16 protein-coding genes are annotated in these 18,123 nt (G+C 69.9%); 5 read left to right on the top strand and 11 right to left on the bottom strand.

Features of this window, described 5'->3' with window-relative positions; translation table 11 throughout:
• Positions 1-126: 126 nt before the first annotated feature.
• From EDD92_RS09370 to EDD92_RS09400, 6 genes are all read right to left on the bottom strand, one after another.
• Positions 127-942 carry a shikimate dehydrogenase gene (locus EDD92_RS09370; RefSeq protein WP_123963875.1) on the bottom strand — a complete coding sequence of 272 codons (816 nt, stop codon included), beginning with the start codon at positions 940-942 and terminating at the stop codon, positions 127-129.
• The gene (gene mltG, locus EDD92_RS09375; RefSeq protein WP_123963876.1) at positions 942-2,600 is read right to left on the bottom strand and encodes an endolytic transglycosylase MltG; all 1,659 of its coding nucleotides are present in this window, start codon (positions 2,598-2,600) and stop codon (positions 942-944) included. The genes EDD92_RS09370 and mltG overlap by 1 nt, the downstream gene beginning before the upstream one ends.
• A gap of 122 nt (positions 2,601-2,722) precedes the next feature.
• Positions 2,723-3,187 carry a Holliday junction resolvase RuvX gene (gene ruvX, locus EDD92_RS09385; RefSeq protein WP_123970330.1) on the bottom strand — a complete coding sequence of 155 codons (465 nt, stop codon included), beginning with the start codon at positions 3,185-3,187 and terminating at the stop codon, positions 2,723-2,725.
• 2 nt (positions 3,188-3,189) lie between these two features.
• Entirely contained in the window at positions 3,190-5,862 is a 2,673-nt protein-coding gene (alaS, locus tag EDD92_RS09390; protein ID WP_123963877.1) for an alanine--tRNA ligase, read from the bottom strand.
• Complete coding sequence (locus tag EDD92_RS09395) at positions 5,862-6,224, bottom strand: hypothetical protein (RefSeq protein WP_123963878.1); 363 nt, start codon at positions 6,222-6,224, stop codon at positions 5,862-5,864. Before EDD92_RS09395 ends, alaS begins: the two co-directional genes overlap by 1 nt.
• Before the next feature lie 9 nt (positions 6,225-6,233).
• Entirely contained in the window at positions 6,234-6,677 is a 444-nt protein-coding gene (locus EDD92_RS09400; protein ID WP_030949495.1) for a DUF948 domain-containing protein, read from the bottom strand.
• A 152-nt stretch (positions 6,678-6,829) separates the two neighbouring features.
• On the opposite strand from EDD92_RS09400, the gene EDD92_RS09405 reads away from it, so the two are divergent.
• Positions 6,830-8,983 carry a regulator gene (locus tag EDD92_RS09405; RefSeq protein ID WP_185123973.1) on the top strand — a complete coding sequence of 718 codons (2,154 nt, stop codon included), beginning with the start codon at positions 6,830-6,832 and terminating at the stop codon, positions 8,981-8,983.
• Positions 8,984-9,007: 24 nt separating this feature from the next.
• Here EDD92_RS09405 and rpsD read toward each other — a convergent pair whose 3' ends face one another.
• The 3 genes from rpsD to EDD92_RS09420 all read right to left on the bottom strand — a co-directional run bounded on the left by rpsD (position 9,008) and on the right by EDD92_RS09420 (position 12,013).
• The gene (rpsD, locus tag EDD92_RS09410; protein ID WP_062674288.1) at positions 9,008-9,622 is read right to left on the bottom strand and encodes a 30S ribosomal protein S4; all 615 of its coding nucleotides are present in this window, start codon (positions 9,620-9,622) and stop codon (positions 9,008-9,010) included.
• A gap of 300 nt (positions 9,623-9,922) precedes the next feature.
• Positions 9,923-11,278 carry a replication-associated recombination protein A gene (locus EDD92_RS09415; protein WP_115913638.1) on the bottom strand — a complete coding sequence of 452 codons (1,356 nt, stop codon included), beginning with the start codon at positions 11,276-11,278 and terminating at the stop codon, positions 9,923-9,925.
• Positions 11,279-11,350: 72 nt separating this feature from the next.
• Positions 11,351-12,013, bottom strand: a complete 663-nt coding sequence (locus tag EDD92_RS09420; protein ID WP_123963879.1) for a vitamin K epoxide reductase family protein — start codon at positions 12,011-12,013, stop codon at positions 11,351-11,353.
• A 146-nt stretch (positions 12,014-12,159) separates the two neighbouring features.
• On the opposite strand from EDD92_RS09420, the gene EDD92_RS09425 reads away from it, so the two are divergent.
• Genes EDD92_RS09425 through EDD92_RS09440 form a run of 4 tightly spaced genes read left to right on the top strand, consistent with a single transcriptional unit; the run spans position 12,160 to position 15,696 of the window.
• Positions 12,160-13,026 carry an ABC transporter ATP-binding protein gene (locus tag EDD92_RS09425; protein WP_123963880.1) on the top strand — a complete coding sequence of 289 codons (867 nt, stop codon included), beginning with the start codon at positions 12,160-12,162 and terminating at the stop codon, positions 13,024-13,026.
• Positions 13,023-13,868, top strand: coding sequence for an ABC transporter permease (locus EDD92_RS09430; RefSeq protein WP_123963881.1), 846 nt, complete (start codon positions 13,023-13,025; stop codon positions 13,866-13,868). Before EDD92_RS09425 ends, EDD92_RS09430 begins: the two co-directional genes overlap by 4 nt.
• Positions 13,826-15,076, top strand: a complete 1,251-nt coding sequence (locus EDD92_RS09435; protein ID WP_123963882.1) for a sensor histidine kinase — start codon at positions 13,826-13,828, stop codon at positions 15,074-15,076. The genes EDD92_RS09430 and EDD92_RS09435 overlap by 43 nt, the downstream gene beginning before the upstream one ends.
• Complete coding sequence (locus EDD92_RS09440; protein ID WP_123963883.1) at positions 15,073-15,696, top strand: response regulator transcription factor; 624 nt, start codon at positions 15,073-15,075, stop codon at positions 15,694-15,696. The genes EDD92_RS09435 and EDD92_RS09440 overlap by 4 nt, the downstream gene beginning before the upstream one ends.
• 282 nt (positions 15,697-15,978) lie before the next feature.
• Here the strand turns inward: EDD92_RS09440 and hisS are convergent, their stop codons facing one another.
• Both hisS and EDD92_RS09450 read right to left on the bottom strand, forming a co-directional pair.
• Positions 15,979-17,241, bottom strand: coding sequence for a histidine--tRNA ligase (hisS, locus tag EDD92_RS09445; RefSeq protein WP_123963884.1), 1,263 nt, complete (start codon positions 17,239-17,241; stop codon positions 15,979-15,981).
• Positions 17,242-17,252: 11 nt separating this feature from the next.
• Positions 17,253-17,969 (bottom strand): MBL fold metallo-hydrolase, encoded by a 717-nt coding sequence (locus tag EDD92_RS09450; RefSeq protein WP_123963885.1) that lies wholly within the window; start codon positions 17,967-17,969, stop codon positions 17,253-17,255.
• Between the last annotated feature and the right edge of the window lie 154 nt (positions 17,970-18,123).

Consider the following 18,123-nt stretch of genomic DNA (forward strand, 5'->3'; position numbering starts at 1 on the left):
ACTGCCCTGCGTACGCGCGTCCTCGCGTACGGCGACGGCGTGACCAGGTGCGCGGCCCTGGCCCGCCACCCCCGATCCTCCCACGTCCGGGCGGCGGGTCGGATCCGAGTCCGACAAACGGACAGATCAGCCCAGCTGGGCGGCCTCGCGCATGGCAGCGAGCGGGGAGCGCGGGTCGCCGGTGAACTGGCGGAACTGGAAGACCGCCTGGTGCACCAGCAGGTCCAGGCCGCTGAGCACCTGCCCGCCCCGCTGCTGCCAGGCAGCGGCGAGAGGGGTGGGCCAGGGTTCGTAGAGCACGTCGAAGAGGGTGCCGACCTGTGCGGGCAGCAGCCCGGCCAGCGCGTCGGTGCCGCCGGCCGGGGTCGTGGAGATCACCAGCGGCGCCTCGAAGGCCCGTACCGCATCCGTCCAGTCGGCCGGGCGGACCTGCACGCCGAGCCGTTCGCCCCACTGCCGCATCTCTGCCGCACGCTGCTCGCTGCGCACATACACGGTGACCTCACCCGTGCAGATCCGGGCGAGCGCCGCAAGGGCCGACGAAGCAGTGGCACCCGCGCCCAGGATCGCCGCCGACTCGGCCTTCTCCACGCCGCGCTCGTGCAGCGCCGCCACCAGGCCGGGGATGTCGGTGTTGTCGCCGACCTTCCGGCCGTCGGGCCGGAACACCACGGTGTTGACCGCCTCCACCGAGGCCGCCGTGTCGGTGATCTCGTCGAGCAGCGGGATCACCGCCCGCTTCAGCGGCATCGTCAGCGACAGCCCTGCCCACTCGGGGCCGAGCTGTGCGAAGAACCCGGGCAGCGCGGCCTCGTCGATCTCGAACCTGTCGTACGACCAGTCGTCCAGGCCGAGCGCCCGGTACGCCGCGTTGTGCAGCTGCGGCGACAGGGAGTGGGCGATGGGCGAGCCGAGCACGGCCGCCCTGCGTGCTGCTGACATCAGTTCTTTTTCCTCGACGCATTGAATTCGTCGACCAGCTTGTTGTGCTCGGCGAGCGTCTTGGTGAACCTGCTGGTCTTGCCGTCCAACGAGATGAAGTAGTACCAGCCGTCGTGCGTCGGGTCGAGCGCCCCCTTGAGGGCCAGCTCGCCGGGGTTGTCGATCGGGCCGGGCGGCAGACCCTTGATGTAGTACGTGTTGTAGGGGTTGTTGTACTTCCGCAGCGCGGCGATGCTCAGGTCGATCTTGCTCTGGTTCTTGATGTAGTTGTACGTGGAGTCGAACTCCAGCGAGCCGTAGGTCTCGGGATTGCCCGGCTTGAGGCGGTTGTAGACGACCTCGGCCATCTTGCGGAAGTCGTCGTGGCTGGTGCCCTCGGCCTGCGCCAGGCTCGCCACGGTGAGCAGTTGCCAGGGGCTGTCGAGGCCGAGGCTCTTCGCCTTCTTCGTCAGGCCGAGTTCCTCGTACTTGTCGTTGGCGCGCGTGACCATGTCCTTCAGGACGGCCTCGGGCTTCTGGCCCTTGCTGACCGCGTAGCTGGAGGGATAGAGGAATCCTTCCAGCGGATCCTTCAGGTTCGGGTGGTTCAGCGCCCAGGAGGGCAGGCCGAGGTCCTTGTAGTCCTGCTTCGCGGTCTTGGCCGTGGTGCCCGCCGCCACCCCGAGACGCGCGTCGATCAGTTTGTAGATCGCCGTGTTGCGGGAGCCCTCGGCGATGATCAGGTTGCTGCGGCTCTTCGGGCTGAGCATCAGTTCGACCGCACTGGCGGCCGACATGTGCTTCTGCAACGTGTAGACGCCGTCCTGGATCTTCTTGCCGTCGGGGTTCGACTGCTGCGCGGAGACGAAGGCGTCAACGCTCTCGACGACTCCCGCTTCCTTGAGCTTCTGCCCGATCACATAGCCGCCGGCGCCCTTGGGGATGACGACCTGGACCAATTTGCCGTTCCCGTCGCCCGCGTAGTCGGGCGAGGGGCCGAAACGATCCTGGTAGAAGTGGTAGCCGAAGTAGCCCACCCCGCCGACACCTCCGGCGAAGATCGCCACCAGTACGAGGCAGGCGCAACCGCTGCGGCGCTTCTTCGGCTTCTTGCCGCCGCGGGCCTTGCGGCCGGCGCGCGGGTCGTCGTCCTCGTCCTCGTCGTCATCGCCGCCGGCGAAGAAGGCGTGTTCTCCCTGATCGGGGCCGGGATCCCAGTCGGTCCGCGGCTCGGGCTCGGCCTGCCTGCGGCCGGGCGGCTCGGGCGGCGGGTACGCCTCGGGCGTGCCGTAGTAGTCGGGCTGGTCGCCGCCGTACGCGGTGGCCTGCTGGGCATACGGGTCCGACGGATCCGTGTACTGGACATGCGTGTGCGTGCCGGTGCCCCAGCTGCCCTGGTCGTACGACTGCTGCTGGCCCTGACCTGCGTAGTACTGCTGGTCGTAGCCCTGGTACTGCTGCTGCGGATACTGCTGCGCCTGACCGTATGCGGACTGCTCGCCGTTGCCCCAGTCACCGTAGTGCTGCTGCTGCGGCTGCTCCGGATAGTGCTGTGGCTGGCCGCCGTAGGGGGACTGCGGGCCCGCCTGGGCCTGCTGTCCGCCCCATCCGTCGTTCCCGTATGACGGGTCCTCCGGATGCCACGGTTCGGAGCCTGGGCCCCGGCCATACTCAGTCATCGATCCCCTAGAGCCGCGAGGCGGCGGTTACGCGGCTTTCGGGCCGGGTTCCGTCCCGCCTCTTGCTGTGCAGCCGCTGTTCGAACAGCGGCGCAGACGCGCGGAACGTTACCGTATCGCGATCAGATGACCACTTCGACGCCCTCTCCGGGTGCTCTACCTGACACCCGTTCGGATTCGAGGGCCTGCTGGAGGATGATCACAGCGGCTGCCTGGTCGATGACCGAGCGGCCCTTCTTCGACTTCACCCCCGAGGCGCGCAGTCCCTGACTGGCCGTCACCGTGGTCATCCGCTCGTCCACGAGCCGGACCGGGACAGGGGCGATGCCCTTCGCGAGCTCCTGTGCGAAGCCGCGAACCTTGACCGCCGCGGGACCCTCGCCCCCCTTGAGGGAGCGAGGGAGGCCGACGACGACCTCGATCGGCTCGTACTCCTCGACGAGTTGCTTGAGCCGTCGGTGAGCTGCCGGGATGTCCCGGCCGGGGACCGTCTCCACCGGGGTGGCGAGGATCCCGTCGGGGTCGCACGAGGCGACCCCGATGCGGGCGTCCCCGACGTCGATCGCGAGTCGACGGCCTCTGCGCATCGTCACTTCGCGGTGTCCGTGACCAGCCGCTCGACGGCGTCCACGGCCTCGCCGATCGCGGCCGGGTTCTGGCCGCCACCCTGGGCGACGTCCGGCTTGCCGCCACCGCCGCCGCCGAGGGTCTTGGCGGCGGTGCGGACCAGGTCGCCGGCCTTGAGGCCGCGCTCGCGGGCAGCCTCGTTGGTGGCGATGACCGTGAGGGGCTTGCCGTTGTTGACCGTGAACAGGGCGACCACGGCGGCGCGTCCGCCCTGGATCCGGCCGCGTACGTCGAGGACCAGCTTGCGCAGGTCGTCGGGGGTCGTGCCGTCCGGGACCTGGCCGGTGACCACGGCGACGCCGCGGATGTCCTTGGCGGACTCGACGAGACCGGCAGCGGCCTGCAGCACCTTCTCGGCCCGGAACTTCTCGATCTCCTTCTCGGCGTCCTTCAGCTTGCCGAGCATGGCGGAGACCTTCTCGGGCAGCTCCTCCGAGCGGCCCTTGAGCAGCTCGGTCAGCTGGTTGACCACCGTGTGCTCGCGGGCGAGGAAGTTGTAGGCGTCGACACCGACGAGGGCTTCGATACGGCGGACGCCCGAGCCGATCGACGATTCGCCGAGCAGCTTGACCAGGCCGAGCTGGGCGGTGTTGTGCACGTGCGTGCCGCCGCACAGCTCCTTGGAGAAGTCGCCGATGGTCACGACGCGGACCCGCTCGCCGTACTTCTCGCCGAACTCGGCGATGGCGCCCTGCTTCTTGGCCTCGTCGATGCCCATGACGTCGGCGCGGACGTCGAGGTCGCGGGCGAGCACCTCGTTGATCTTCTGTTCGACGTCGCTCATCACGGCCGTGGGAACGGCGGACGGGGAGCCGAAGTCGAAGCGGAAGCGGCCGGGCTGGTTCTCGGAGCCGGCCTGGGCGGCCGTCGGACCGAGGGCGTCGCGCAGCGCCTGGTGGGTGAGGTGCGTGGCCGAGTGGGCGCGGGCGATGGCCTTGCGGCGACGGGCGTCGATGGAGGCGTGGGCCTTGGCACCGACCGTGACCTCGCCGACCTGAACGACGCCCTTGTGGACGTAGACGCCCGGGACCGGCTTCTGGCAGTCGCGGATCTCGATGACGGCACCGGAGTCGAGCTTGATCTTGCCGGTGTCGCCGATCTGGCCGCCGCCCTCGGCGTAGAAGGGGGTGCGGTCGAGGACGATCTCGACCTCGTCGCCCTCGGTGGCGGCCGGGGAGGAGGCGCCGTCGACGAGGATGCCGACGATGGTGGACTCGCCCTCCGTGTCGCCGTAGCCGATGAAGTCGGTCTCGCCGACCTTGTCGGCGATCTCACGGTAGGCGCCGGCACCGGCGTGTCCGGTCTTCTTGGCCTGGGCGTCGGCCTTGGCGCGCTCCCGCTGCTCCTTCATCAGGCGGCGGAAGCCGTCCTCGTCCACGGAGAGGCCCTGCTCGGCGGCCATCTCGAGGGTGAGGTCGATCGGGAAGCCCCAGGTGTCGTGGAGCAGGAACGCCTTGTCGCCGGCGAGGACCGTCCCACCGGACTGCTTGGTCTCGGTGACGGCGGTGTCGAGGATGTTGGTGCCGGCCTTCAGGGTCTTGAGGAAGGCGTTCTCCTCGGCGACGGCGACCTTCTCGATGCGCTCGCGGTCGGTGACCAGCTCGGGGTACTGCTGGCCCATCATGCCGATGACGGTGTCGATCAGGTCGAGGACGACCGGGCCGGTGGCGCCGAGCAGGCGCATGTTGCGGATGGCGCGGCGCATGATGCGGCGCAGGACGTAGCCGCGGCCCTCGTTGCCGGGGGTGACTCCGTCGCCGATGAGCATCACCGACGTACGCATGTGGTCGGTGACCACGCGCAGGGAGACGTCCGAGTCGTGCGCGTCGCCGTACTCGACACCGGTCAGCTCGGTGGCCTTCTTGATGACCGCCATCGAGGTGTCGATCTCGTACATGTTCTGCACGCCCTGCAGAATCATGGCGAGCCGCTCGAGACCGAGGCCCGTGTCGATGTTCTTGCTGGGGAGCTCGCCGAGGATCTCGAAGTTGTCCTTGCCGATGCCCTCGCCGCGCTCGTACTGCATGAAGACGAGGTTCCAGATCTCCACGTACCGCTCGTCGTTGACGGCGGGACCGCCCTCGACGCCGAACTCGGGTCCGCGGTCGTAGTTGATCTCGGAACAGGGGCCGCACGGGCCGGGGACGCCCATCGACCAGTAGTTGTCCTTCATGCCGAGGCGCTGGATGCGCTCCTTGGGCACGCCGACGATCTCGTGCCAGATGCGCTCGGCCTCGTCGTCGTCCTTGTAGACGGTGATCCAGAGCTTCTCCGGCTCGAGGCCGTAACCGCCCTTGTCCTGGGGGCTGGTGAGCAGCTCCCAGGCGTGCTTGATGGCGCCTTCCTTGAAGTAGTCGCCGAAGGAGAAGTTGCCGCACATCTGGAAGAACGTGCCGTGCCGGGTGGTCTTGCCGACCTCTTCGATGTCGGGCGTGCGCACGCACTTCTGCACGCTGGTGGCGCGCGGGAAGGGCGGCTTGACCTCACCCAGGAAGTAGGGCTTGAAGGGCACCATGCCGGCCGGGACCAGGAGCAGAGTCGGGTCGTCCGCGATGAGCGACGCCGAAGGGACGACGGTGTGACCGCGCTCCTCGAAGAAGCTCAGCCAGCGGCGGCGAATCTCGGCCGACTCCATCAGTGGTCCTCATTCCGGTTGTACGAGTTGTTCGAGTACGTCTGGTACGTCGAGCCCTCGACGTACTTCGGGCTGTTGCGGTTCTCGATGGCGGGGTACCGCCGGGGCGCCGGGAGTTCGGGGGCCTGGTTGATGCCGAGCGCCTCCCCGAGCTCCTCCTCGCGCTGGGCCATGTTGTCCCGGACGTCCAGCGCGAAGCCGACCGCGCGGTCCTTGAGCCGGTGACCGGCCTCGAGCGCCTTGTTGGCCGCGGAGGCGGCAAGGTTCTCGGGGGTCAGCTGCTTCAGCTTGCGATTGACCTTGGTGGTGGCCCACACACCGGCGGCGACGCCCGTGGTGAACCAGAACGTACGGCGGAACATCGCTAGGTCTCAGTCCTTCTTCCGCTTGCCCCGCCGCGCGGCCGGGACGGTCCGGCCCACGATCACGGTACGCCTCGGCTCCTTGGCGGGCACGTCGTCCCGGCGGGCGCCCAGGGCCCGGCGGACGCCGTAGCCGAACGCCGCGACCTTGACCAGGGGGCCGCCGAAGGTGGAGGCGACGGTGGTCGACAGCGCCGACGCGTTCGACGTGACCTCCTGGACGTCCGTGGCGATCGCGTCGACCCGGTCGATCTGGGTCTGCGCGGAGCGCACCGCCGCGGAGGCGTCGGCCAGCAGCGGGACGGCCTGGTCGGTCACGTCCGCCACGAGCTTGGTGGTCGCCTTGAGCGTCTGGGCCACCCTCGCCAGCGCGACGGCGAGGAAGGAGACCAGGATCGCCCAGAAGACGGCCACCAGGATCCCGGCCACCTCTCCACCGGACACCACGTGCACCCGCTCCCTGGAACATGCCTGAACATCGAAAAGTCGTAGGCCGAGCCTATCGCGCCGGGGACGGGGCTCCGCACCGGATTACCGTCCACGCGCTGCCGAGTTGCGCGAAGCGATTGTACGGACTGAATACGGGTCAGTACGCTCCGTATTCCATGCGGGATCATCAGCGCGGCGGCAGCTCCGTGCACGGCAATCTCCCCCTGGAGCTCAATGCGTTCGTGGGGCGCTCGGCCGAACTCGCCGGGCTGGCGGGGGTGCTCGGCGCGGCTCGTCTGGTGACGGTGACGGGCGCGGGCGGGGTCGGCAAGTCACGGCTAGCGGCGCGGGCGGCCGTGGGGTGCGCGCCGCGTGACGGGGTGTGGTGGGTGGAACTGGCGCCAGTGCGCGACCCGGAGTTCGTCGACTACGCCGTCGTGGAGGCGCTGGGGCTGACCGACCACACGACGCGGCCGCCGCGCGAGACGCTGCTCGCGCATCTCGCCGAGCGCCAACTCCTGCTCGTACTGGACGGGTTCGAGCATCTGGTGGAGGCGTGTGCCGGTCTGGTGGGCGAGTTGCTCGGGCAGCTGCCCGGACTGCGGGTGCTCGCCGTGGGGCGCAGACCGCTCTGCGTGGCGGGTGAGCGGGTGTTTCCGCTGGCACCGCTGGCGGAGGACGAGGCGGTCGGGCTGTTGCTGAGCCGGGCGGCCGAGCAGGGTCCGGCGGTGGCGGACGGGCCGGAGGTACGGGAGGTGTGCCGGCGCCTGGACGGCATCCCGCTCGCCGTCGAGCTGGCCGCGGGCCGGCTGCGGGCCCTGTCTCCCGGGCAGCTGCTGGAGCGGCTCGACGACCGCTTCCGGCTGCTGACCTGCGGCAGACGGGATGCGCTGCCCCGCCATCGGACCCTGCGCCTGGCCATCGGCTGGAGTCATGAACTGTGCACGCCCCAGGAGCGGTTGCTGTGGTCGCGGCTGTCGGTCTTCGCCGGGCAGTTCGAGCTGGAGGCCGTCGAGTACGTGTGCAGCGGGCACGGTCTGGAGGCCGACGACGTCCTCGACGTGCTCGCCGAGCTGCTCGCGCAGTCGTTGATCGCCCGCGAGGAGACGCCGGCGGGTGTGCGCTACCGGATGCTGGACACGGTCCGGGCGTACGGCGCCGACTGGCTGGAGGCGACGGGAGACGCGGCCCGGCTGCGGCGGCGGCACCGCGACTGGTACCTGGGGCTTGCGACCTGGTGCGAGCTGGACTGGTTCTCGCCGCGCCAGAACGAGGTGGCCGCACGGGTGGAGGCGGAGCTGCCGAATCTGCGCTCCGCACTGGAGCACTGCCTGGCCGAGCCGGAGGCGGCGTATCTGGGCCAGTACCTGGCGGGCTCGCTGTGGTTCTACTGGGCGGGCTGCGGGCGGCTGTCGGAGGGGCGGCACTGGCTGGAGCAGGTCGTGCAGCTGGACTCCGGCCACGAGCGGTCCCGGCTGAAGGCGCTGTGGGTGCTCGGCTATGTGGCGATCCTGCAGGGCGACACGGTGCCCGCGCTGGCGGCGCTGCACGAGTGCCGGGAGGAGGCGGAGCGCGCGGGCGACGCGACGGCCGTGGCGTACGCGGAACACCGCAGCGGATGCCTGGCCCTGGTCACGGACGACATGGCGCGCGCGGAGACCCTGCTGTGCTCGGCGCTGGACCGCTACCGGGAGATCGGCGAGCTCAACAGCAATGTGCTGATGGGGCAGGTCGAACTGGCCATGGCGCGCGCTTTCCAGGGCGATCTGCCGGACGCGGTGCGGCTGTGCGAGGACGTCCGCCGGGTGTGCGAGGACCACGGCGAGCGGTGGACCCGTACCTATGCCCTGTACGTCCTGGCGTACGCGGCCTGGGCCGACGGCGACCCGGCAAGGGCTCGCACCCTGCTGACGGACTGCCTCGCCGGCGCCCATTCCTTCCACGACCTGCTCGGTTCGGTGCTGGCGGTCGAGCTGCTGGCCCTGGTCACAGCCGTGCAGGGCGATGCGGCGGAGGCGGCGGTGCTGCAGGGCGCGGCGGCCCGGATGTGGCCCTCGGTCGGTCTGCGGCTGTTCGGATCGGCCCACTACAACGCGCCGCACGAGCTGTGCGAGGCGATGGCGCGGGAGCAGCTCGGGGACGAGCGGTACGAGGAGTGCGTGGCGGAAGGGGCCCGGCTGGTGCGGGAGGCGGCGGTGTCGCGGGCACTGGAGCGGCCGATGGAGGCCGCTGCATCGCCGCCTGGGCCGGTCCGGCATGCGACAGCGAGCGTGAACATGCACGAACCCGCCGCCTCCCGCGCCCACAAGGGCGGGGAGACGGCGGGCTGAGGTGGTGCTACCGCCTGCTGGTGATCAGCGGGCGTAGTACTCGACGACGAGCTGCTCGTCGCAGATCACCGGGATCTCCTTGCGGTTCGGCTCACGGTCCAGGCGGAACGCCAGGGCCTTGAGGTTCACCTGGAGGTAGCGCGGGGTCTCGCCCTCGGGGGCGAAGCCGCCCTCACGGGCGATGGAGAAGAGGGTCTTCTCGCGGCTGCGCTCACGGACCATCACGACGTCGTCGGGCTTGACGCGGAAGGACGGCTTGTCGACCTTCTGGCCGTTGACCTCGATGTGGCCGTGCACGACCATCTGACGGGCCTGGTAGATGGTGCGGGCGATGCCCGAACGCAGGACCAGGGCGTCGAGACGGCGCTCGAGCTCGATGATCAGGGCCTCACCGGTCTTGCCCTGGACCTTGGAGGCACGCTCGTAGGCGCGGACGAGCTGGCGCTCGGACACGTCGTACTGCGCGCGCAGACGCTGCTTCTCGAGCAGACGGACCTTGTAGTCCGAGTTCTGCTTGCGGCCACGGCCGTGCTCACCCGGCGGGTAGGGGCGGGCCTCGAAGTACTTGACGGCCTTCGGGGTCAGCGCGATGCCGAGGGCACGCGACTTCTTGACCTTGGGGCGGGACTGGTTCGCCACAATCTCTCATTTCTCAGTGTTCGGCTTGTCAGGGTTGAGGGAGGTCGCATCCGCAGCCGGGGAAACCCTTCAGGTCCGTGGACCTGCCGGGCAGCCGCTCCCCTGGTCTGGGCACATACGTGCAGCACGCGAGTGGCCCACCGACCTCTCCCGTCGTACGACAGGTGGTGGTGGGCTGCCCGCGACACCAATCGAACGGTGCGCGACGCTCCTGGAACCCGGCCCGGGGGCCGGGACTCCGGCTGACTGCCCTGTTCTGACTGCACAGGACGCAGCACTTCGCAGGATTCTACAGGGCGCTCAGGACCGCTTGCGACCGAGGTGCTGCCTGGTCCATTCGACCGCGTCCGCGTAGCGCGCCTCGGCTCCGTGCCTGGTCGGGGTGTAGTACTCGCGGTCCTTGAGGGCGTCCGGGGCGTACTGCTGCTCGGCGATGCCCTCCGGCAGGTCATGTGGATACACGTACCCCTGCGCGTGCCCGAGCTTGGCGGCGCCCTTGTAGTGGCCGTCGCGCAGGTGCGGGGGCACCGGACCCGCCAGTCCCTTGCGTACGTCTTCCATGGCTGCGCCGATCGCCGTCGTCGCGGCGTTCGACTTCGGGGCCAGGGCGAGGGCGATGGTGGCGTGGCTGAGGGTGAGGGCGGCCTCGGGGAAGCCGATCATGGCGACCGCCTGGGCGGCGGCGACGGCTATCGGCAGGGCGTTGGGATCGGCGAGACCGATGTCCTCGCTGGCGGAGATCATCAGGCGGCGGGCGATGAAGCGGGGGTCCTCGCCGGCCTCGATCATGCGGGCCAGGTAGTGCAGCGCGGCGTCCACGTCGGAGCCCCGGATGGACTTGATGAGGGCGCTGGCGACGTCGTAGTGCTGGTCGCCGTCGCGGTCGTACTTCACCGCCGCCCGGTCGACCGTCTCCTCCAGGGTCGTCAGGGAGATCTCCGTCTCGCCCTTGTCGAGGGCGGCTCCTGCGGCCGCTTCCAGTGCGGTCAGGGCGCGGCGGGCGTCGCCGCCCGCGATGCGCAGAAGGTGGTCCTCGGTGTCCTCGGGGAGGGTGACGGCGTCCTTCAGCCCGCGCTCGTCGCTCAGCGCGCGCTTGAGCAGCCCCCGGACGTCGTCGTCGGTGAGGGGTTCGAGGGTCAGGAGGAGCGAGCGGGACAGGAGCGGGGAGATCACCGAGAAGTACGGGTTCTCCGTGGTCGCCGCGATCAGGGTCACCCAGCGGTTCTCGACGGCCGGGAGGAGGGAGTCCTGCTGGGCCTTGCTGAAGCGGTGGATCTCGTCGAGGAAGAGGACGGTCTCCTTGCCGAAGCCGCCCGTGGCCCGGCGGGCGCCGTCGATGACCGCGCGGACCTCCTTGACGCCCGCGGTGATCGCCGACAGTTCGACGAAGCGCTTGTTGGTGGCCTTGGAGACGACGTACGCCAGGGTCGTCTTGCCGGTGCCGGGCGGGCCCCAGAGGATCACCGAGGACGGGCCGGCCGGGCCGCCCGCGCCCTCGCCGACCAGGCGGCGCAGGGGCGAACCGGGCTTCAGCAGGTGCTGCTGGCCCACCACCTCGTCGAGGGTGCGCGGGCGCATCCGCACCGCCAGAGGACTGCCGGTCGGGTCCTTCTCCTGGCGTTCTTCTGCGGCTGCGGTGAACAGGTCGGGCTCCACGTCAAGAACCCTAAATCACGCCACTGACAATCCCCTCGGGCCCCGGGGAAGCCGGGGTCTCGAAGCCGGGGCTCAGCTGGTCCAGAAGTCCCACCAGCGAGTCAGCACCAGCATGCCGATGATGCCGATGTGCAGCACGGGCAGGACCCAGGTGAACTCGCCGAAGAAGCTCTTCAGCCAGCGCGGGGCAGGCAGGAAGCCGTTGCGGATGTTGAACGAGGTCACGTACCAGAACATGATGATCGTCGCGACCCAGGCCAGCGAGCACCACAGGCACAGCGCGTTGATGCGGTACAGCGACTGGAACATCAGCCAGGCGCAGAAGCCGACGCCGAAGAGCGTTCCGGCGTTGAAGGTGAGCCAGTACCAACGCGGGAAGCGGGCACGGGCCAACAGGCTCATGCCGACGCAGATGACGATTCCGTAGGCGACCAGGCCGAGCATCGGGTTCGGGAAGCCGAAGGCGGCGGCCTGCTTGGACTCCATCACGCTGCCGCAGGAGACGACCGGGTTGAGGCTGCAGCCGGGGGTGAAGGTCTTGCCCTCGACCTTCGCCTCGAGCAGCTTGAACTTGTCGATCGTGATGACCCAGGCGGCGAGCAGACCGGCCGCGCCCGTGATGATCAGCAGCAGGGCGAACGCCCGGCTGCCGCCCACTGTGCGTGGTCCCGCGGAGTCGCGGTCCGGAGCGGGCTCGGACTCGGTGGAGACGTCTTTCACTGTGGTCTTGCTCATCACGCCGATTCCGTCTGCTTGAGAGTTGGACCTTCTTCGGGCAGGGGCCATTGTGCCGCACTAAGGCCACTGTCCACCGTTCGGTGGACATAAGGAAGTACGCACGGTCGTCCCGGAGCGTTCGGTTCCGGCCGAGGCTGAACGGCATGACAGCACACGCGAACGAACTCGCGGTGGACGTACGGGGGCTGCGCAAGCAGTACGGGGACGTGACCGCCGTGGACGGCATCGATCTGGGCATTCGGCGTGGCGAGGTGTACGGCCTGCTGGGACCCAACGGCGCGGGCAAGAGCACCACGGTGGAGATCCTTCAGGGCAACCGGATGCGGGACGGGGGCGAGGTGTCGGTGCTCGGCTCGGACCCGGCGACCGGCACGCGCGCGTGGCGGTCACGTGTCGGAATCGTCTGGCAGGACGAATCGGCGCCCGCCGAGTTGACGGTCCGCGAGACCGTACGGCACTTCGCCCGCTACTACCCGAGGCCGCGCGACCCGGAGGAGGTCATCGGGTTGGTGGGTCTGGAGGCCAAGGCGACCAGCCGGATCAAGGCGCTCTCCGGAGGGCAGCGCCGCCGTCTCGATGTCGCCCTGGGGGTGATCGGCGACCCCGAGCTGCTGCTCCTGGACGAGCCGACGACCGGTTTCGACCCGGCGGCCCGGCGGCAGTTCTGGGACCTGATCCGGCTGCTGTCCGAGGAGGGCACGACGATCCTGCTGACCACGCACTACCTGGAGGAGGCGGAGGCGCTCGCCGACCGTCTCGCCGTCGTCGCCAAGGGGCAGGTCGTCGCCGAGGGCGAGCCCGCCGCCCTGCGGGAGCGGTACGGCACGGAGGCCACCGTCGAGTGGACCGGGCCGGACGGTGTCACCCGCTCCGAGCGCACCGACACCCCGACCAGGACGGTCGCCGAGCTCATGCACCGTTTCGACGGCGAGATCCCGGGCCTGCGGGTGGCCCGCCCCACCCTGGAGGACGTCTACCTCCGGCTGACCGGGCAGGAGGACGCACGATGACCACGACCGCCGTCCGGACCAGGGCCGAGGCGCCCGCCCAGCGGCTGCCGGGAGCCTGGAGGCTGGGCCTGCGCCGCGGCGCGCTGGAGATCAAGCAGTTCTTCCGGCAGCGCGACCAGGTGGTGTTCACGTTCGCGTTCCCGGTCGTGTTCCTGTTCCTGTTCGCGTCGATCTTCCACGACGACGTCCACGGCTCCGGCGTCACCGCCTCCCAGCTGTACGTTCCCGCGATGATGGCCTCCGGCATCATGTCGACCAGCTTCCAGTCGCTGGGCATCTCGATCGCGGTGGAACGGGACGAGAAGGTGCTGCGCCGGCTGCGCGGCACACCGATGCCTCCGTCGGCGTACTTCCTGGGCAAGATCTGGCTGGTTCTGTTCACCGGTGTCGTCGAGACGGCGATCCTGCTCCTCGTCGGCACCACCTTGTACGGCGTCGACCTGCCCTCGGACGCGTCCCGGTGGTTCGACTTCGCCTGGATCTTCGTACTGGGGCTGACCGGGTGCGCGCTGCTCGGCATCGCGATCAGTTCGGTGCCCAAGTCGGCGAAGAGCGCGAGCTCCGTGGTCGTACTCCCTTTCCTGGTCCTGCAGTTCATCTCCGGGGTGTACATCTCCATCGACACCATCCCGGACTGGATGCTGAACGTCGGTGCCCTGTTCCCGCTGAAGTGGCTGTGCCAGGGTCTTCGGGGCGTGTTCCTGCCGGATTCCGCGCGGGTCCTGGAGCAGGCCGGGAGCTGGGAGTTCGGGAAGGTCGCACTGGTGCTGGCCGCCTGGTGCGTCGGAGGATTGGTGCTGTGTCTGCTGACCTTCCGCTGGAAGACCCGGCGCGACGGGTGAACCGCCCAGGTGCGGCCCGTGGGGAGCACGCCTGGGACCGGACGATCCGGCTCTGGGACGGGTACTTCGCGGTCGCCTGGGCGGCCACCCTCGTCTTCGTGCTCGCCGCGGCCCACCCGGGATTCCCGGTCCGTGCGGTCGCGGCGGCACTGCTCGTCCCGCTGGTGCCCTGGTATGCGGTCGTGGGGCGCCCGCTGCTCCAGGAGGACCCACCGGACCAGGGGCAGGCACTGCGCTATCTCGCCGCGGCGATAGCACTGTTCCTGCCGTCGGCCGTGCTGGTGGGCGAGACGCGGCTGATGGCGTTCGCGCTGATCCCCCAGTGCTTCATGACGCTGCGCATGCGGTGGTCGCTGGCGGCGGTCAGCGTGATCAACCTGGTGCCGGTGGCCGGTTGGGCGCTGCTGTGGCAGCCCAGCGGCGCGGACCTGTTCGCCAACTTCCTGTTCTGCGTGGTTACCTTCGTCTTCTCGGTGGTGATCGGCAGCTGGATCATACGGATCATCGAACAGAGCTGGGAACGGGCCGAGTTGATCGCAGAACTCGACGCCAGCCGCCACGAGATCTCCCGCCTCTCGGCCGCGCACGGCGCCCTGGCCGAGCGCGAGCGCATGGCCCGGGAGATCCACGACACCCTCGCGCAGGGGTTCACCAGCCTGCTGATGCTGGTCCAGGCGGTGGAGGCCGAACTCGACCACGACGTCCCGCAGGCCCGCCGCCATCTGGCGCTCATGGACGAGACGGCCCGGCAGAACCTCGCCGAGGCCCGCGCCCTGGTCGCCGGTGCCGCCCCCGCCGACCTCGACGGCACCTCCCTGCCGGACGCCCTGCGCCGCCTGGCCGCCCGCCACGGGGCGACCCTGGAGGTGAACGGTCCTGTGCGCCCGCTGCCCGCCGCTCCCGAGGTGGTGGCCCTGCGCTCCTGCCAGGAGGCCCTGGCCAACGCCCGTAAACATGCGGGGAGTTCGGCGGCGGTGGGTATCGCGCTGGCGTACTCCGACGACGCGCTCACCGTGTCCGTACGGGACGACGGCTGCGGCTTCGACCCCGGCGCCCCCTGCGACGGCTACGGTCTGGCGGGGCTGCGCGCCCGGGCCGGCGAGGTCGGCGGAACGACGCAGATCCGCAGCACACCGGGGGACGGCACCACGGTGACGGTCAGCCTGCCCGTATCACTGCCCGTATCACCGGGGAGGAGCTCATCGTGATCCGGATCGTCCTGGCCGACGACCACCCCGTCGTACGGGAGGGCCTGCGGGCGATGCTCAGCGCCGAGCCGGACCTGGAGGTCGTCGCCGACGCGGCGAGCGGTCCGCAGGCGGAGGCGCTCGCGGCCGAACTCCGGCCCGACATCGTGCTGATGGATCTGCGGATGCCGGGCGGCGGGGGCGTGGACTCGATCGTGCGGATGGCCGAGGCGGGGCTGCCGTGCCGGGTGATCGTCCTGACGACGTACGAGACGGACCGGGACATTCTGCGGGCGGTGGAGGCCGGCGCGGCGGGCTACCTGCTCAAGGACATGCCGCGGGCGGAACTCGCGGAAGCGGTACGGGCGGCCGCGCGCGGCGAGACGGTGCTTGCGCCCTCGGTGGCGGCCCGGCTGGTCGACCAGCTGCGCACCAGGCCGGAGCGGCCGCGGCTGTCTGAGCGGGAGGCGGCGGTGTTGCGGCTGGTGGCGGAGGGATGCACGAACGCGGAGATCGGGCGGCGGTTGTTCATCGGCGAGTCGACGGTGAAGACCCATCTTCTGCGGGCCTTCGGCAAGTTGGGGGTGGACGACCGGACGGCGGCGGTGACCAGCGCGATGCGGTTCGGTCTGCTGGACTGAGCCCGCGGCGGAGCCGCTGATGATTGCAGTCGCCCCCGCCACCCCTACCCGTCCCGACCCGGGGCCAGCCCCCGGACCCCCGCTCCTCAAACGCCGGAGGGGCTGCATTTTGCGGACTGGGGCTGATTTTCGCCGACCGGGGATTGATCTTTTCAGCCCGTCCGGCGTTTGAGGACGAGGCCGTTCAGGCCGATCGGGGGTCTGGGGGCGGAGCCCCCAGGGGACGGGAACGGGTGGGGGCGGCGGGGGCGACTGCAATCATCAGCGGCTCCGCCGCGGGCCTCAGCCGAGACGGGCCTCCAGCTCCGCCACGATCTCGTTCACCCCGACCGCCGTCTGCTCGCCGGACTCCATGTCCTTGAGCTGGACGACGCCCTCGGCGAGGTCGCGTTCCCCCGCGACGACCGTGTAGCGGGCGCCGCTGCGGTTGGCGTTCTTCATGGCGCCCTTGAGTCCCTTCGCACCGTAGGAGAAGTCCGCCGCGATGCCGAGCTTGCGCAGCTCGGCGACCTTCGCGAACAGGATCCGGCGCGCCTCCTCCCCCAGCGGCACCGCGAACACGCTGGTCGTGGAGGGGAGTTCGAGTTCGACACCCTCCGCCTCCAGGGCGAGGACCGTGCGGTCGACGCCCAACGCCCAGCCGACGGACGGAAGGGCCGGACCGCCGATCATCTCCGACAGGCCGTCATAACGGCCGCCGCCGCCCACCGCGGACTGGGAGCCCAGACCGTCGTGGACGAACTCGAAGGTCGTACGGGTGTAGTAGTCCAGGCCGCGCACCAGCTTCGGGTCGTCCTCGAAAACGACGCCCGCCGCCGTGATCAGCTCACGGACCTCCTCGTGGTACGCCTTGCAGGCGTCGCAGAGGTAGTCACGCAGGAGCGGGGCGTCCCCGAGCTGCTTCTGGACCGACTCGCGCTTGTCGTCCAGGACCCGCAGCGGGTTGATCTCGGCGCGGCGGAGGGTGTCCTCGTCGAGGTCGAGTCCGTGCAGGAAGTCCTGCAGCGCGGCCCGGTAGACGGGACGGCACTCCTTGTCGCCCAGGCTGTTGAGCAGAATCCGGAAGTTGCTCAGGCCCAGCGAGCGGTACGCCTGGTCCGCCAGGATGATCAGCTCGGCGTCCAGCGCCGGGTCCTCCGCACCGATCGCCTCCGCACCGACCTGCGAGAAGTGCCTGTAACGGCCCTTCTGCGGACGCTCGTAGCGGTAGTAGGAGCCCGAGTACCAGAGCTTGACGGGCAGGTTGCCCAGCTTGTGCAGGTTGGCCTCCAGCGCCGCGCGCAGCACGGACGCCGTGCCCTCGGGGCGCAGGGCGAGCCTGTCGCCGCCCTTGGTCTCGAAGGCGTACATCTCCTTGGTCACGATGTCGGTGGACTCGCCGACACCGCGTGCGAAGAGCTCGACGCTCTCGAAGCCGGGCGTCTCGATGTAGCCGTAACCGGAGTTGCGCAGCGGCGCGGCGATCGCCTCGCGGACCGCCAGGAACTTGGCGCTGTCCGGCGGGATCAGGTCGTACGTGCCCTTGGGGGCCTTGAAGGTGCTCACGGAAAGTCTCGTCACATTCCTCGTCGGGGAGCAGGCTCCGCGCTGTTTCCCTGGCGGCCTGCGGCCACTTGCCGCAGATACGGGTTGGTGGCGCGCTCCTGGCCGATGGTCGTCTGGGGGCCGTGGCCGGACAGCACCACGGTCGAGTCCTCGAGCGGCAGGCACACACGGGCCAGCGAGTCGAGCATCTCGGCCATGTCACCGCCGGGCAGGTCGGTGCGTCCGATGGAGCCGGCGAAGAGCAGATCCCCGGAGAAGAACACGGATGGGATCTCCGCGCTCTCGGGCATCTGGAAGGTCACCGACCCCTTGGTATGGCCGGGCGCATGCGCGACGGAGAACTCCAGACCCGCGAGCGCCAGCTGCGCGCCGTCGGTCAGCTCCTTGACGTCGTCGGGCTCCCCCACCGTCAGCTCGCCCATGAGCTGCGTGCCGATGGAGCGGCCGAGCGCCTTCTCCGGGTCCGCCATCATGTAGCGGTCCTCGGGGTGGATCCAGGCCGGTACGTCGTGCGCGCCGCACACCGGTACGACCGAGGCCACATGGTCGATGTGGCCATGGGTGAGGACGACCGCGACGGGCTTGAGCCGATGCTTCTTCAGCGCTTCCTCGACTCCTTGGGCGGCCTGATGGCCCGGGTCGATGATCACGCACTCCTCACCGGCGGCGGGGGCGACGAGATAACAGTTCGTCCCCCAGGCCCCGGCGGGGAACCCGGCAATGAGCACGATCGTCCTTCGTTGTGTCGATACGGGCGGCTGCTGCTGACCTCAGAGCCTACCGGCGCTGCCGATTCCTCAGCGAACCCATATACGGTACGGGGCACACGCAGGCGGTCGGCTCACAAGACACACGCGTACCGGTCCACGTACGAGACGCATG

Source organism: Streptomyces sp. TLI_185, from assembly GCF_003814765.1.
Taxonomy (GTDB): domain Bacteria; phylum Actinomycetota; class Actinomycetes; order Streptomycetales; family Streptomycetaceae; genus Streptomyces.

Excerpts from the sequence above, each read along its gene's own strand:
- EDD92_RS09370 (WP_123963875.1), bottom strand. The coding sequence starts at position 942 with ATGTCAGCAGCACGCAGGGCGGCCGTGCTCGGCTCGCCCATCGCCCAC.
- mltG (WP_123963876.1), bottom strand. The coding sequence starts at position 2,600 with ATGACTGAGTATGGCCGGGGCCCAGGCTCCGAACCGTGGCATCCGGAG.
- ruvX (WP_123970330.1), bottom strand. The coding sequence starts at position 3,187 with ATGCGCAGAGGCCGTCGACTCGCGATCGACGTCGGGGACGCCCGCATC.
- alaS (WP_123963877.1), bottom strand. The coding sequence starts at position 5,862 with ATGGAGTCGGCCGAGATTCGCCGCCGCTGGCTGAGCTTCTTCGAGGAG.
- EDD92_RS09395 (WP_123963878.1), bottom strand. The coding sequence starts at position 6,224 with ATGTTCCGCCGTACGTTCTGGTTCACCACGGGCGTCGCCGCCGGTGTG.
- EDD92_RS09405 (WP_185123973.1), top strand. The coding sequence starts at position 6,830 with ATGCGGGATCATCAGCGCGGCGGCAGCTCCGTGCACGGCAATCTCCCC.
- EDD92_RS09420 (WP_123963879.1), bottom strand. The coding sequence starts at position 12,013 with ATGAGCAAGACCACAGTGAAAGACGTCTCCACCGAGTCCGAGCCCGCT.
- EDD92_RS09425 (WP_123963880.1), top strand. The coding sequence starts at position 12,160 with ATGACAGCACACGCGAACGAACTCGCGGTGGACGTACGGGGGCTGCGC.
- EDD92_RS09430 (WP_123963881.1), top strand. The coding sequence starts at position 13,023 with ATGACCACGACCGCCGTCCGGACCAGGGCCGAGGCGCCCGCCCAGCGG.